Consider the following 12,693-nt stretch of genomic DNA (forward strand, 5'->3'; position numbering starts at 1 on the left):
CGCTCCCCTCCTCTCCGGTGACCCGGCCGTGCGGTCCGCCCGGCCGTCTCGAAGTCCTCGACGGGGAGGAAGAGTAGCGCCGGGGACCGCCCGTGCGGGCGGGGACGGCGTCCGATGCCGGGGCCTGCGGATCTGCCAGTAGAGTGACGCGTCGTGGCACCACGACCGTTGCACGAACTTGTCGAAGCAGGCTGGGCGAAGGCCCTGGAACCCGCGGCCGAACGCATCGCCGCCATGGGGGACTTCCTACGGGCCGAGATAGCCGCGGGCCGCACCTACCTCCCGGCCGGGGCGAACGTCCTGCGCGCCTTCCAGCAACCCTTCGACGACGTCCGGGTCCTGATCGTCGGACAGGATCCCTATCCGACACCCGGCATGGCCATCGGCCTGAGCTTCGCGGTGGCGCCCGAAGTGCGTTCGCTGCCGGGCAGCCTGCAGAACATCTTCCGCGAGCTGCACGCCGACCTGGGGCTGCCCAGGCCGTCCAACGGAGACCTGACGCCGTGGACCCGGCAGGGCGTCCTCCTGCTCAACCGGGCGCTCACCACAGCCCCGCGCAGTCCCGGCGCGCACCGCGGCAAGGGCTGGGAAGAGGTCACCGAGCAGGCGATCCGGGCGCTGGCCGCGCGGGGCAAGCCGCTGGTGTCCATCCTGTGGGGGCGGGACGCGCGCAATCTGCGACCGCTGCTGGGGGATCTCCCGGCGATCGAGTCCGCCCACCCCTCGCCGATGTCGGCGGACCGGGGCTTCTTCGGCTCACGTCCGTTCAGCCGGGCCAACGAGCTGCTGATCCAGCAGGGCGGCCAACCGGTGGACTGGCGACTGCCCTAGGACGTCGCCGCGCCGCTGCTCTCGCGGACGACGAGCCGGTGCCCCGCGTACAGCACGGCGGGAGGCTCCTCGGCGTTGTCCTCCGCTATCCGTCGCAGCAGTGCGGTGACGGCCAGCCGGGCGAGTTCCGCCTTGTCGGGTGCCACGGTCGTCAGGGAGGGCACCGAGAACTGCGAGAGCTCGACATCGTCGAACCCGGCGATCGCCACGTCCCGCGGCACACCGAGGCCACGGTCGGCCGCCGCCCGTACGGCCCCGGCCGCCAGCAGGTCGTTGAAGCAGAACACCGCTTCCGGTGGTTCGGGCAGGTCCAGCAGCGACCGCATGGCCCGGACGCCGTCGGCCAGGCGGTAGGCCGAGACCTCGCATGTCAGGGCGGGGTCGTACGGGACGCCGGCGCGGTACAGCGCCTCCTGGTAACCCCGCACGCGCTGCTGGGCGGTGGCGGAGGCGGCGCCGCGCTGGGCGCCGATCGCCGCCACCCGGGTGTGGCCGAGGGAGAGCAGGTGGGCGGTGACCTCCCGGGCCGCGGCGACATTGTCGATCAGCACGTGGTCGACCGGAAGCTCGTAGTCCCGCTCACCGAGCAGCACCAGCGGCACCCGGCGCGGACGGGAGGCCAGGGCCTCCTGGTCGAGGCGGAGCGGGCTGAGCAGCACACCGTCGATGAGCGAGGACCCCAGACCGCACGCGATCCGCAGCTCCTCCTCGGGATCCCCGCCCGTCTCCTCGATCAGCACCGTGTACGACATGCCCTTGGCCGCGGCGATCACGGCCGCGGCCAGCTCGGCGAAGTAGGGAGCCGCCAGGTCCGGCACCGCCAGGGCCAGGATGCCGCTCCGGCCTGTCCTGAGGTGGCGGGCCGAGGCATGGGGCCGGTAGCCGAGTTCGGAGATGGACCGGAGCACCCGCTCGCGCGTGGCCTCCGACACGTGCGCCTCGCCCCGTACGACGTTGGAAACCGTCTTGATGGAGACGCCCGCGTGCTCGGCGACGTCCTTGAGGCGAACCACCATGCCGACTGTCCTCACCGATCAGGGGCATTCAGCGGTTCGCCCCGGCCGTCGCGTGCTCCTCCGCTCGTCACGGGAGGAACCGCATCCTACAACGTTGTGGCCGTGTCCCCGGGCTGATGGTTGGCCTCCTCCACCTCCCGGCGGTGCCGGTCGAGGGCCTCGGTGGGCATGGCGGCGGAGGGACGCCCGACCATGCGGCGGATCTCCTCGGCCGGCAGCTTCGCCCGCCGCTCGGCGGTGAGCAGGCCGTTGGTCTCCTGCTCCGTGTCGGTGAGTTGGGTGTAGCAGAACCCCGCGAGTTCCGGCGAGTCGGTCACCGCGCGGAACAGTTCGTCGAGCCGGCTGCGCAGTTCGGCCGGTGACGTCACCGTCGAGTAGCCGAACCACTCCTCGCCCTCGGGGCGGTAGCTGAGGCCGCCGAACTCGGTGAGCAGCACCGGGCGTCCACCGCGGGGATCCGCGGCATCGGGGTCGAGCACGACCCGGCGGCCGCCCGGCCGGCCGTCGGTGAGCATCGCCTCGACGGCCCCGGCGGTGCCGTAACGGGCCCGCAGTTCCCGCCCGGTGCCCGCGTAGTCGTGAACGGTCCACATGTCGCTGTCGGTCATCTCCCAGCCGTCGTTGGATATGACGGGCCGCGAGGGGTCGAGGGCACGGGTCAGCTGCACCACACCCTCGACGAAGGCGCGCTGCGCGGGCGAGCCGGCGATGTCCTGCACACCCCAGCTCTCGTTGAACGGCACCCAGGCCACCACCGAGGGATGCCCGCGGTCCCGGCGTACGACGTCCATCCACTCGGTGGTCAGCCGGCGCACCGCCTCCGGGCCGAACGCGAACGCGCCGGCCATCTCGCCCCAGACCAGCAGACCCAGCCGGTCGCACCAGTGGAGGAAGCGGGGGTCCTCCACCTTCTGGTGGACCCGGGCGCCGTTGAAACCGAGTTCCTTGATCAGTTCGACCTCGCGGCGCAGCGCCCCGGCGTCCGGGGCCGCGAGGTGGGACTCGGGCCAGTAGCCCTGCTCCAGGACCATGCGGAGGTAGTACGGACGGCCGTTGAGCAGGAACCGCCCGTCGGCGACCTCCGCCGTGCGGATGCCCAGATAGCTCGCGACCTCGTCCACGGGCCGCTCCACCCCGTCGGCGTCCCGGTCCACCAGGACGATGTCGGCGTCGACCAGGGTGGGGGAGTGCGGTGACCACAGCAGCCGGTCGCGGTCCTGGCCGTTGCGCAGGGCCGGGAGCGCGATGTCCATCACCACCCGGTCGTCCGTGACGACGGCGGACTGCTCGGCGAGCAGCTCCGTCCCGAGACGCAGACCGACGCGCATCACCAGCCGGCCGTCCCCGCGCCGGACGGGACGGCGCAGCAGGGCTTCCAGCCGGACCGAGGCGCTATCGATGTCGGAGGTCCAGCACAGCTCCGCGACATGCGTGCCGGGGACGACCTCCAGCCACACGGGCTGCCAGATGCCCGTCGTGCGGTGGTACCAGATGACGTGCGGGCTGTCCTGCCAGTCCTGCTTGCCGCGCGGTTGCTCGGCGTCCCACGGCAGGTCCTCGGCGCGCACGACGACGGTGTGCTCGTCCGCGCCGGCCGTCAGCGCGGCCGTCACGTCGAAGGAGAAAGGCGTCATGCCGCCTTCGTGGTCGCCCACATGGGTGCCGTCCACCCACACCGACGCCCGGTAGTCGACGGCCCCGAAGTGCAACAGCACCCGGTCGCCGCGGCGGTGGTCCGCCGGCAGCCGCAGGGTGCGCCGGTACCAGACGACGGGGTGGTACGCGGTGTCGTGGATGCCCGACGCGGCGGACTCCGGGGGGAACGGGACGGTGATGGTGCGGTCGAAGGGAGCGGGGTCGCGGTGCCAGCCGGCGTCCCGTCCCGCGTCGGCGTCGTCATGGGCGAAGCCCCACGCGCCGCCGAGGTCGGTCCACGCGGCCCTGCGCAACTGGGGCCGGGGGTGGAGGCCGTCGTCCGCCACGGGTTGTGTGCTCACTGTCCTCGCTCCTGAGATGTCTGTGTCGTGTCTGCCGCCAGGGCCCGGAAGCGGTCGACCAGGCCGGTGGCCCGGCGCCGGAGCACCGAACCCGCGTCCCGCTCCAGGTCGTACAGCCCCATTTGCACCAGCCAGCGGTCCACCGGCCGCGTGGACTCGCGGTAGCGCCAGTCGACCAGGGCGAAGAACGGGAACCAGGTGTAGCCGACCAGCGGCATGCCCTCGGCGCGCAACCGCAGCACGGTGTCCACGCTCTCCTCCAGCCAGGCGAGCCGCTCCTCCACCGGCCCGCCCCGGCTGGTCTCGGTCAGGAAGAGCGGCTGCTCGTAGCGTTCGGCGTAGCGGTGCAACAGGTCGGCCAGACCCGTGGTTCCCGCCTCGGCGGGGTGGACGGTTCCGGTCGTGGGATCGCGCTCGGCGGTGGTGAAGGCCGGGTAGTAGTTGACGCCGATGACGTCCGGTGTGACCGCGTGGGCGGTGAACCAGTCGAGTTCGGCGTCGGTGACACCGTGCGCGGTGAGGTACGCGCGCATCGGGTGTGCCTCGTGCACGCGGCCGAGCACCAGGTCGAGGCCGAGGAAGCGGCGCTCCTGAAGGTGCTCGCGTTCGCCCGGCGGCCAGGCGCCGGTCCAGCGGAACCCGGCGTCGACGTGGACGAAGGTGGCCGACGGCTGCACCTCGGTGATGCGCCGCTGGGTGAGGACCATGCCGCGGGCCAGCCGCGTCAGGATCTTCACGAAGCCGTCGTCACCGCGCAGATACGGCGGCCAGGTGCCCTGTTCACCGCAGTACACGGCGTTGACGACCGGCTCGTTGAGCGGTGTCCAGATGTCCAGCGAGTCCGCGTAGCGCTCGGCGACCGCGGCGGCGTAGGCCGCGACGGCCTCCGGGTAGCGGTGGTTGAGGAACTGGTTGTCCAGCCACAGCGGGGTGCCGTAGTGCATGAGGTCCACCATGCAGCGCAGCCCGAGCCGGTCCAGGTGCTCCACGACGCGGTCGGTCCACTCGAAGTCGAAGCGGCCGGGCTCCGGTTCGAGCAGGTACCAGGGGATGCCCCAGCGGATCATGTCGGCGCCGGCGTCCTTCGCCCGGCTCAGGTCGTCCCGCCACTGGTGGTAGTGCTGGGTCAGTTCGTACTCGTCGAGCCTGCGTCGGCCCACGTCCTCCTGCGGGACGAAGGTGTCCTCGATGCCGACGGCGAAGTGCAGCCGGCCGGTGCGGAACCAGGGGGTCACGGGGGTGTCCTCGGGGGTCATTTGATGCCGGTGGTCGCGATGCCCTGCACGAAACTGCGCTGGATCAGCAGGAACATGAGGATCACCGGGAGGAGGGAGAGCACGGCCCCGGCCATCAGCATGCCGTACTGGGTGACGTGCTGGCCCATGAACAGGGACAGACCGGCGGGGATGGTGGCGTGGCTGTCGTCCGACGTCATGATCAGCGGCCACAGCAGGTCGTTCCAGTTGTACTGGAAGTGGAACAGACCGAGGGTCAGCAGCGCGGGGCGGGCCAGCGGCAGGATCACCTGCCAGTAGATGCGCCACTCCGAGGCGCCGTCGATGCGGGCGGCCTCCTCCATGTCCTTGGGCAGCGAGAGGAAGAACTGCCGCATGAAGAAGATGCCGAACGCGTTGGTCGCCCGCGGCACGATCATGCCGGTGAAGGTGTTCACCAGGTGCAGATTGTTCAGCAGGTCGTACAGCGGCACCAGGGTGATCTGGAACGGCAGCATCAGCATCACGAGGATGCCGACGAAGACGGTGTTGCGTCCCTTGAACTCCAGGCGGGCCAGCGCGTACGCGGCCATGGAGTCGAAGCACAGGGAGATCACCGTGACCGATCCGGCGAAGAGGAGCGTGTTGCGGTACAGCTCCGCGAAGGGGATCGCGTGCCAGATCTCCCGGTAGTTGGCCAGGGTGAACGCGCGCGGGAAGAGGGTCGGCGGGTTGGTGACGATGTCCTGCTCGGGGCGGAAGGAGGCGAAGAACATCCAGATGATGGGCAGCAGGACGGCGAAGGCGATCGCGACGGCGGCGACGACGGTGGCCGCGCGCCAGGCCCTGGCCAGGGCCCGGGTGCGCTGGTCGTGCCGCGCCTGCGGACGGACCGCGGCGGTGTGCAGGGTCGTTGCCATCAGAACGTCACCACTCGCTTGCGGAAGTACGTGAACTGGACCATCGACAGCGCGAAGACCAGCAGGAGCAGCACCCAGGAGACGGCCGCCGCGTAACCGAACTGGTCGTTCTCGAACCCGATGCGGTAGGTGAACATCACCAGCGTCTCCGTCTGGAAGAACGGACCGCCGTGGGTCATGACGTAGATCTGGTCGAAGGCCTGGAGGGTGCCGATCGCCGCCATGATCGTGATGAGCATCGTCTGGTTGGCCAGCAGCGGCCACGTGACGTTGCGCAGCCGCTGCCAGGCGTTGGCGCCGTCGGAGCGCGCCGCGTCGTACAACTCGCCGGGTATCGACTGCAGACCGGCCAGGTACATGATCATGTAGAAGCCGACGTTCTTCCAGACGCCGACCGCGATGACCGCGGCCATGGCGGTCGAGGGATCCTGGAGGTACCCCTGCTGGGTCGTGATGCCGAGGTGCGACAGCCAGTCGCTCAGCAGCCCGATGTCGGGGTCGAGCAGGAACGACCAGGCGATGGAGACGACACCGAGGGACACCACGAACGGCAGGAACACGGCCGAACGCAGGAACCCGCGCAGCGCCATGGCCCGGTTGAGGAACAGGGCCAGCGCCAGGGCCAGCAGGACACTGACCGGCGTGCTGACCGCCGCGTACACCAGGGTGTTCCGCAGCGCGTTCCACACCTGCGGGTCGTGCAGCATGTGCCGGTAGTTGCCGAGCCCCACCCACTGCGCGGCCTGCACCAGGTTGTAGCTCGTGAAGGACAGGTACCCCGCCTGGATCATCGGGTACACCACGAAGACGGTGAGGACCACCAGGCTCGGGGTGAGGAACAGCCAGGCCGCGCGCGCCTGGCGGCCGCGGTGGGACAGCCGTGCCCGTGGCCGTCCGACGGGTCGCGACGTGATCTGCAAGGACATCGTTCACCTCATGGACGCCGAGGCAGGCGGAGCCGGCGTGCGGTGGCCCGGCTCCGCCACCGGACTACTTGGTCGCGAGTTCCTTCTGCACAGCGGCGTTGGCCTGCTTCAGCACCGATTCGACGCTGCCCTTGCCGTTGAGGACGCGCTGCAGGGCGGGGTAGAAGATCTGGTCCTGGATCACGGGCCCGTTGATCAGACCCGCCAGGAACGGCCGGGAGTTCTTCAGCACCTGCGGGGAGCCGAAGGCGATCGGGTAGGGGTAGCCCTTGAGGTCGGCCGCGGTCACGTCGGTCCGGTTCACCGGGAATCCGGTGCCCTTGGCGAGCGTGATCTGCGCCGGCTTGCTGTTCCACCAGGAGAAGAACGTGTAGGCCGCCTTCTTGACCGCCGGGTCGGTGGAGGTCAGCGCGAACGAGGTGACGCCCGCGGAGGTGACTTGGGCCTTCGGCCCGGCGAAGGGCATGGTCACGCCGTAGTCGACGTGGGACTGGGTGAACGTGGTGGTGTCCCAGGGCCCGACGATCTCCATCGCGGCCTTCTGGGTCTGGAACAGCTTGTCCGCGTCGGCGCCGCCGAGGCCGATGGGGGAGATCTTCTTGTCGCGGACCAGGCCCACCCAGTGCTTGACGGCCGCGACCGTCGCCGGGTCGTCCAGCATCGCCCGCTTGCCGTCCTGGCTGACCACACCGCCGCCGCCCTGCCACAGCAGCACCGGGTACATCGGAATGGTCTCGTGGTCGGCGAGCGCGATCGGGTACGTGTCGGGCTTGCCGTCGTGGTTGGCGTCCTTGGTCAGCTTCGCCGCGTCCTGCTCGAACTGCGACCAGGTGGCCGGCGGCTTCTCCGGGTCCAGGCCCGCCTTCTTGAACAGGGTCTTGTTCCAGTACAGCAGCAGCGGCGCCGTCTCGGTCGGGACGCCGTAGTTCTTGCCGCCGAACTTCGACGCCTGGGTGGCGGCCGGCACGAGCTTGGCGGCCACGGCCTTGTCCGCGCCGTAGAAGTCGTCGATCGGCTGCAGCACGCCGCTGTGGGCGTACTTCGGTATCTGGCCGGCGTCCATGGCGACGATGTCCGGGCCGCTGCCGGAGCTCACGCTGGTCAGCAGCTTCTGGTAGAAGACGTCCCACGGCATCGGGTCCGACTGGACCTTGATGTTCTTGTGGGTGGCGTTGAACTCGGAGATCAGCTTCTCGACCGTCGGACGGTCGCCGCCGGTCAGGCCGTTCCAGAACTTCAGGGTCACCTTGCCGCCGGCCTTGTCCGAACCGCCGTTGCTGTGGGCGGCGCCCTGCCCGGCGCAGCCGCTCAGGGCGAGGCCCAGGACAGCGGCGGCGCAGGCCACCTGTGTGGTCCTGCGCCTGCGCAGGGCCGAGTTGGTCGAATCCACGGCTTCTCCTCTGTCGAGTGCGGCCGTCCCGTGCCGCCACATGCCGTCGAGGTGGATGAGTAAGACGCCGCCGGATCGGCTGTGCGTCGGAGGCATTGATATGGCCCGTCGGTAAACGTTGTAAATCCTCAATTGGCAAAGTCCGCCCAGGGGGCCGGCGCGAGACTTTGGGGGTGCTCCGTCCCATCAGCCGGTGATACACCCTGTGAGATGCGGTGGCGTGGGCAGAGAGCCGTCGGGGGAGCAGAGGGGCGATGGGGGACGCGAGCAGGGGCCGAACGCGAAAGGAGGCCCCGATCGGGGCCTCCTTCAACGTGGGTAACGCTGGCCGGGGCCGACCTCAGCCGACGACCGCGGCGCGCACGCACAGCACGTCCGGCAGATGCGCGGCGAGCTGCTGCCAGCTGTCGCCGTCGTCCGCCGACGCGAACACCTCGCCGTTGCGGTTGCCGAAGTAGACGCCCGCCGGGTCCGCGTCGTCCGTGCACATCGCGTCGCGCAGCACCGTGCCGTAGTGGTCCTCCCGGGGCAGCCCCGCCGAGAGCGGCTCCCACGTCTTGCCCGCGTCCGCCGTCCGGTAGACCCGGCACCGGTGGCCGGCCGGGACACGGTCGGCGTCGGCGTTGATCGGGAACACGTACGCCGTGTCCCCTCTGCGCGGGTGCGCCGCCACCGCGAAGCCGAACGTGGACGGCAGGCCCTCGCCGATGTCCGTCCAGTGCGCGCCCGCGTCGTCGCTGCGGTACACGCCCCAGTGGTTCTGCAGGTAGAGCCGGTCCGGGGTCGCCGCGTCCCGCGCGATCTTGTGCACGCACTGGCCGAACTCCGGGTTCGGATCGGGCAGGAACACCGCGGAGACACCCGAGTTCGACGGCGTCCAGCTCGCGCCGCCGTCCTGGGTGCGGAACACACCGGCCGTCGAGACGGCGACCGTCACCGCGCGGGGGTCGCGCGCGTCGGTGAGCACGGTGTGCAGGCCCTCACCGCCGCCGCCCGGCACCCACTTGGACCGCGTCGGGTGCTCCCACAGGGGCCGGACGAGCTCGAAGGTCTCCCCGCGGTCCTCCGAGCGGTACAGCGCGGCCGGTTCGGTGCCCGCGTACACCACGTCCGGCTCGGCGGCGGCCGGGTGCAGCTGCCACACCCGCTCCAGGGAAGCCCCCGTGTCCTGGGGGAACTTGACGGCCGGCCGGGCCGGTTCGGTCCACGTCCGGCCGAGGTCGTCGGAGTGGAACACGGACGGGCCCCAGTGCGCGCTGTCGCCGCCGGCCAGCAGCCTCGGCGTCGCGGTGCGGGTGTCGAGGGCGACCGAGTACACGGCCTGGGCGTTGAAGTAGGGACTCTCGTCGAACTCCCAGGCGCCACCACCCCGCCGGCGCCCGATGAACAGGCCTTTGCGCGTGCCCACGGCGAGCAGTACCTCGGTCATGCCGATCACCTCCGCGGCGTCCTCGTCGACGCCCTTGTCTCGGACACCGGCCAGTCTGCACCCCACCACTGACAGTCACCCCCGGAGCGGCTGCGGCGCAGGTCAGGAGGGTGTCGGCGGCCTTCGCGACGGGCCGGGGCCGCGCGCGGGACCCGCCTCGGGGGTCGGTGCAGTGAGCATCCAGGGGCCCTCTTCCGTATGGGGAGGACGGCGGGATGGTCATGCGCGCGTGAGGAGGGTGCCTTCGATGGCGTTACGTGGTCCGAAGGTGTGGCTGTGGCGCTGGCGGCGCAATCCGCTCAAGCGCCGCGCCGACAGGGTGGAGGCCTGGGTCGTGCTGGGCGTGGGGCTGCTCACCGTGTGCGCCGGGCTGCTGGCCGGTACGGCGGTGAGCCGGTCCGTCGAGGACGGGCTGGCCCGGGAACGCGACGAGTGGCGTCCCCTCGTGGCACGGCTCGCCGAGCGGGCTCCCGGGACCGCGTCCGGGAACCGGGGCGCGTCCCGCGCCGATCAGGTGTGGGCGGAGGTGGTGTGGACGGCCGCGGACGGCTCCCCGCACTCCGGCCAGGTGCGGGTCCCGGCGGGCAGCGCCGCCGGCAGCCCGGTCACGGTCTGGACGGACCCCGAGGGCCGTCAGGTGACCCGGCCCGTCACCGAGAGCCAGGCCCGCGTACGGGCCTGGCTGATCGGCACGGTGGCGGCCGCCTGCGCCGCCACCGTGCCCCTCCTGGCCGGGCGCGCGGTTCGCGGCCGCCTGGAGCGCCGGCGCATCGACCAGTGGGACGCCGAGTGGTCCCGCTTCGGCCCGATGTGGGGGCGCACGACGGGATGACCTCCACCGGCGTCAGCTCATGGGGTGTCACATCACCCCGTGGCGCTCACCGGCGTCCCCGGCCCGGCCAGTGCCTCCCGGCAGACCCGTACCAACCCCAGGTCCGCGTGGATGCCGTGGCCGCCTGGGGCGGCGGTCAGGGGCCGGCCGCCGGGGCCGGTCAGGTGCCTGCGGGGGGACGCGAGCTCCGCGCGCAGCAGGTCGTGGAGCGGTGCTCCCGCGGGCCCCAGAGCCGCGACGCACCCGGCGATGGCCGTCCGCGTGCGCGGGTGCTCCGCCCACGCGGAGCGCAGGACGGGCAGGACCTCTTCCGGCTCGCCGGCCGTCCGCCACAGCGCACACGCGGCCGTGACCCGCTCCCACGCGTCGCCGGAGCCGGTCATCCGGCGCAGCTCGGGCCAGGCGGGACGCGCCGCCGGGCCCAGTCGCCCGAGGACGTCCGCGGCCGCCGCGCGGCGGTGCGGGCCGCTCCGGGAGTCGGCCGACTCCCGGAGCAGCACGGGCAGTACGGCATCGGCCTCCCCCGTGACCGACCACAGCGCGTCCGCCGCCGCGACGGCGCAGTCCGTCGCCAGCAGCCCGCGCAGGTCCGGTATCGCCTCGCGCGCCGCGCTGCCGAACGCGCCGAGCGCCCGCACCGCCGCCCCCGTGACGCCGTCGCGCCCCGGCAGCTCCTCCGGCATGCCCCGCAGCAGGCGCAGCACCACCGGCAGGGACTCGGCGTCGCCCAGGGCCGTGAGGGCCGACAGCAGGGGTACGGCCCGGCCCCGCGCGCCGGGGTCGTCCGGCGGGACCTGCGCGAGGCGTCGCCGTAACGCCGGAGTGAGCGGCGCTGCGGCCCGGCCCAGGTGGGGGACCACCAGCCCCAGGTCGTGCGGGACGACCGGGCCCGCCAGTACCTCGGCCAGCACCGGCGCGGCCCGCGCGTCCCCGGCCCGGGCCAGTGCCTTGAGCGGACCGCCCAGGGCCGGTCCGCCCCGCTCCCGGTGCCGTATGCGCAGTTCGGGACGGTACGTCACCAGCGTGTGAAGGCGGTCCGCGGCGGGTCTCGCCAGCTCGAAGAGCTCCAGCAGGACGGCGACCGCCGCGTCGTGCAACCGGCCCTCCTCGGCGCCCAGTTGGTTCCCTATGAGCGTGACCGGCTCCTCGTGTCCGGTACGCCACTCGCGGAACAGTCCGGCCGACATCCACACGGCGTTGCACCGGTCGAGGGGGTCCGGGCTGGTCAACTGCCCGCACAGCAGGGCGACCCGGTCGGCCACCCGCCCGCCGAGCGCGGAGTGCAGGGTCCGCAGCAGCTGGGAGCCCTCCTCGTCCGAGGGGCGCAGGCGCCGCAGCCGCCCCGCGAGCGTGTCCGGACCAGGACAGTCCGACGCGGGTGCGGACCGGGTGCGCTGCCCGGATCTGTCCCGGAGCAGCCGGACGACGACCGGGACGAGGTCGGCGGGAAGCCGCTCCGGGGCACACGCCGCGAGCCGGCCGAGTGCGGCGAGCCGCAGTGCCGGGCCGTACGGGGGCCCGCTCAGCTCGGCGAGCAGCCGCACCGCCTCGGCGGCGTGGGCGTCGCCGGCCGTGCGGTAGCGCTGTGCGAACACGCCGAGGGCTTCGGTCAGGGCGATCAGCACCCCGTCGTCCCGCTCCACGCCGATCCGCTCCCGCAGCACGGCGAGCACACGCGCCGGCCGGCCGAGGAACCGGACGAGCGCCCCCGCGGCGGCCCGGCGCACCCCGGCGTCCGCGTCGCCGCACAGCCCGACGAAGACCTCGGCGCCCGCGCGCACAGCGGCCCGGGCCCGCTCGGCGAGTTCACCGGAGCCGGCGTCGATGCCGCCGATGCTGACGAGGAGTTCCACCACCTCCGCCCGGTCCCGGACCTCCTCGCGGACGGCGAGCGCGAGGAGAAACGGAACACAGGCGAGCGTCGCGTCGTACACGTCCCCCTGGTGGTGCACTGCGCCGTACATCCCGTCGAGCGCACTCGCCCGCTCGGCCGGGTCGGGGGAGGCCAGTCCCCGCAGTAACCGGGGCACGTCCTCCGCACTGCCGTGGGCGTGGCGCAGTGAGGCCCAGTCCACCTCGTCGATCCCCCTGAACACGTTGTCCTCCCCAGCGAAGTGCCGACTGACGGGGAGTCTGCA

The 12,693-nt window shown here is 72.2% G+C and carries 10 protein-coding genes; 2 read left to right on the forward strand and 8 right to left on the reverse strand.

The window, feature by feature from the left end; genetic code table 11:
• Nucleotides 1–153 precede the first annotated feature (153 nt).
• Nucleotides 154–831, forward strand: coding sequence for a uracil-DNA glycosylase (locus ABZ386_RS07075; protein WP_351336795.1), 678 nt, complete (start codon nt 154–156; stop codon nt 829–831).
• Here the strand turns inward: ABZ386_RS07075 and ABZ386_RS07080 are convergent.
• The 7 genes from ABZ386_RS07080 to ABZ386_RS07110 form a co-directional block, all read right to left on the reverse strand.
• On the reverse strand, nt 828–1,847 hold the full coding sequence (locus ABZ386_RS07080; RefSeq protein WP_356614955.1) for a LacI family DNA-binding transcriptional regulator: 1,020 nt from the start codon (nt 1,845–1,847) through the stop codon (nt 828–830). The genes ABZ386_RS07075 and ABZ386_RS07080 overlap by 4 nt on opposite strands.
• An 86-nt stretch (nt 1,848–1,933) precedes the next feature.
• Nucleotides 1,934–3,844 (reverse strand): sugar-binding domain-containing protein, encoded by a 1,911-nt coding sequence (locus ABZ386_RS07085; RefSeq protein WP_351336790.1) that lies wholly within the window; start codon nt 3,842–3,844, stop codon nt 1,934–1,936.
• Nucleotides 3,841–5,079, reverse strand: a complete 1,239-nt coding sequence (locus tag ABZ386_RS07090; protein WP_356614953.1) for a family 1 glycosylhydrolase — start codon at nt 5,077–5,079, stop codon at nt 3,841–3,843. Before ABZ386_RS07090 ends, ABZ386_RS07085 begins: the two co-directional genes overlap by 4 nt.
• Before the next feature lie 17 nt (nt 5,080–5,096).
• Nucleotides 5,097–5,978 carry a carbohydrate ABC transporter permease gene (locus ABZ386_RS07095; RefSeq protein ID WP_351336785.1) on the reverse strand — a complete coding sequence of 294 codons (882 nt, stop codon included), beginning with the start codon at nt 5,976–5,978 and terminating at the stop codon, nt 5,097–5,099.
• A complete protein-coding gene (locus ABZ386_RS07100; protein ID WP_358964037.1) occupies nt 5,978–6,904 on the reverse strand; it encodes a sugar ABC transporter permease in 927 nt (308 codons plus the stop codon). The genes ABZ386_RS07095 and ABZ386_RS07100 overlap by 1 nt, the downstream gene beginning before the upstream one ends.
• A 64-nt stretch (nt 6,905–6,968) precedes the next feature.
• A complete protein-coding gene (locus ABZ386_RS07105) occupies nt 6,969–8,294 on the reverse strand; it encodes an ABC transporter substrate-binding protein (RefSeq protein WP_356614950.1) in 1,326 nt (441 codons plus the stop codon).
• Nucleotides 8,295–8,634: 340 nt separating this feature from the next.
• Nucleotides 8,635–9,792: an exo-alpha-sialidase gene (locus tag ABZ386_RS07110; RefSeq protein WP_356500840.1), complete on the reverse strand. Its 1,158-nt coding sequence runs from the start codon at nt 9,790–9,792 to the stop codon at nt 8,635–8,637.
• Nucleotides 9,793–9,970: 178 nt separating this feature from the next.
• On the opposite strand from ABZ386_RS07110, the gene ABZ386_RS07115 reads away from it, so the two are divergent.
• Nucleotides 9,971–10,555 (forward strand): hypothetical protein, encoded by a 585-nt coding sequence (locus tag ABZ386_RS07115; RefSeq protein ID WP_356500842.1) that lies wholly within the window; start codon nt 9,971–9,973, stop codon nt 10,553–10,555.
• A 32-nt stretch (nt 10,556–10,587) separates the two neighbouring features.
• Here ABZ386_RS07115 and ABZ386_RS07120 read toward each other — a convergent pair whose 3' ends face one another.
• Nucleotides 10,588–12,651, reverse strand: a complete 2,064-nt coding sequence (locus ABZ386_RS07120; RefSeq protein WP_358964041.1) for a HEAT repeat domain-containing protein — start codon at nt 12,649–12,651, stop codon at nt 10,588–10,590.
• Between the last annotated feature and the right edge of the window lie 42 nt (nt 12,652–12,693).

The organism is Streptomyces sp. NPDC006140 (genome assembly GCF_040628815.1).
Taxonomy (GTDB): domain Bacteria; phylum Actinomycetota; class Actinomycetes; order Streptomycetales; family Streptomycetaceae; genus Streptomyces.

Bases quoted from the DNA above. Each gene is read 5' to 3' on its own strand.
- ABZ386_RS07080 (WP_356614955.1), bottom strand. From the start codon at position 1,847: ATGGTGGTTCGCCTCAAGGACGTCGCCGAGCACGCGGGCGTCTCCATC.
- ABZ386_RS07115 (WP_356500842.1), top strand. From the start codon at position 9,971: ATGGCGTTACGTGGTCCGAAGGTGTGGCTGTGGCGCTGGCGGCGCAAT.
- ABZ386_RS07100 (WP_358964037.1), bottom strand. From the start codon at position 6,904: ATGTCCTTGCAGATCACGTCGCGACCCGTCGGACGGCCACGGGCACGG.
- ABZ386_RS07095 (WP_351336785.1), bottom strand. From the start codon at position 5,978: ATGGCAACGACCCTGCACACCGCCGCGGTCCGTCCGCAGGCGCGGCAC.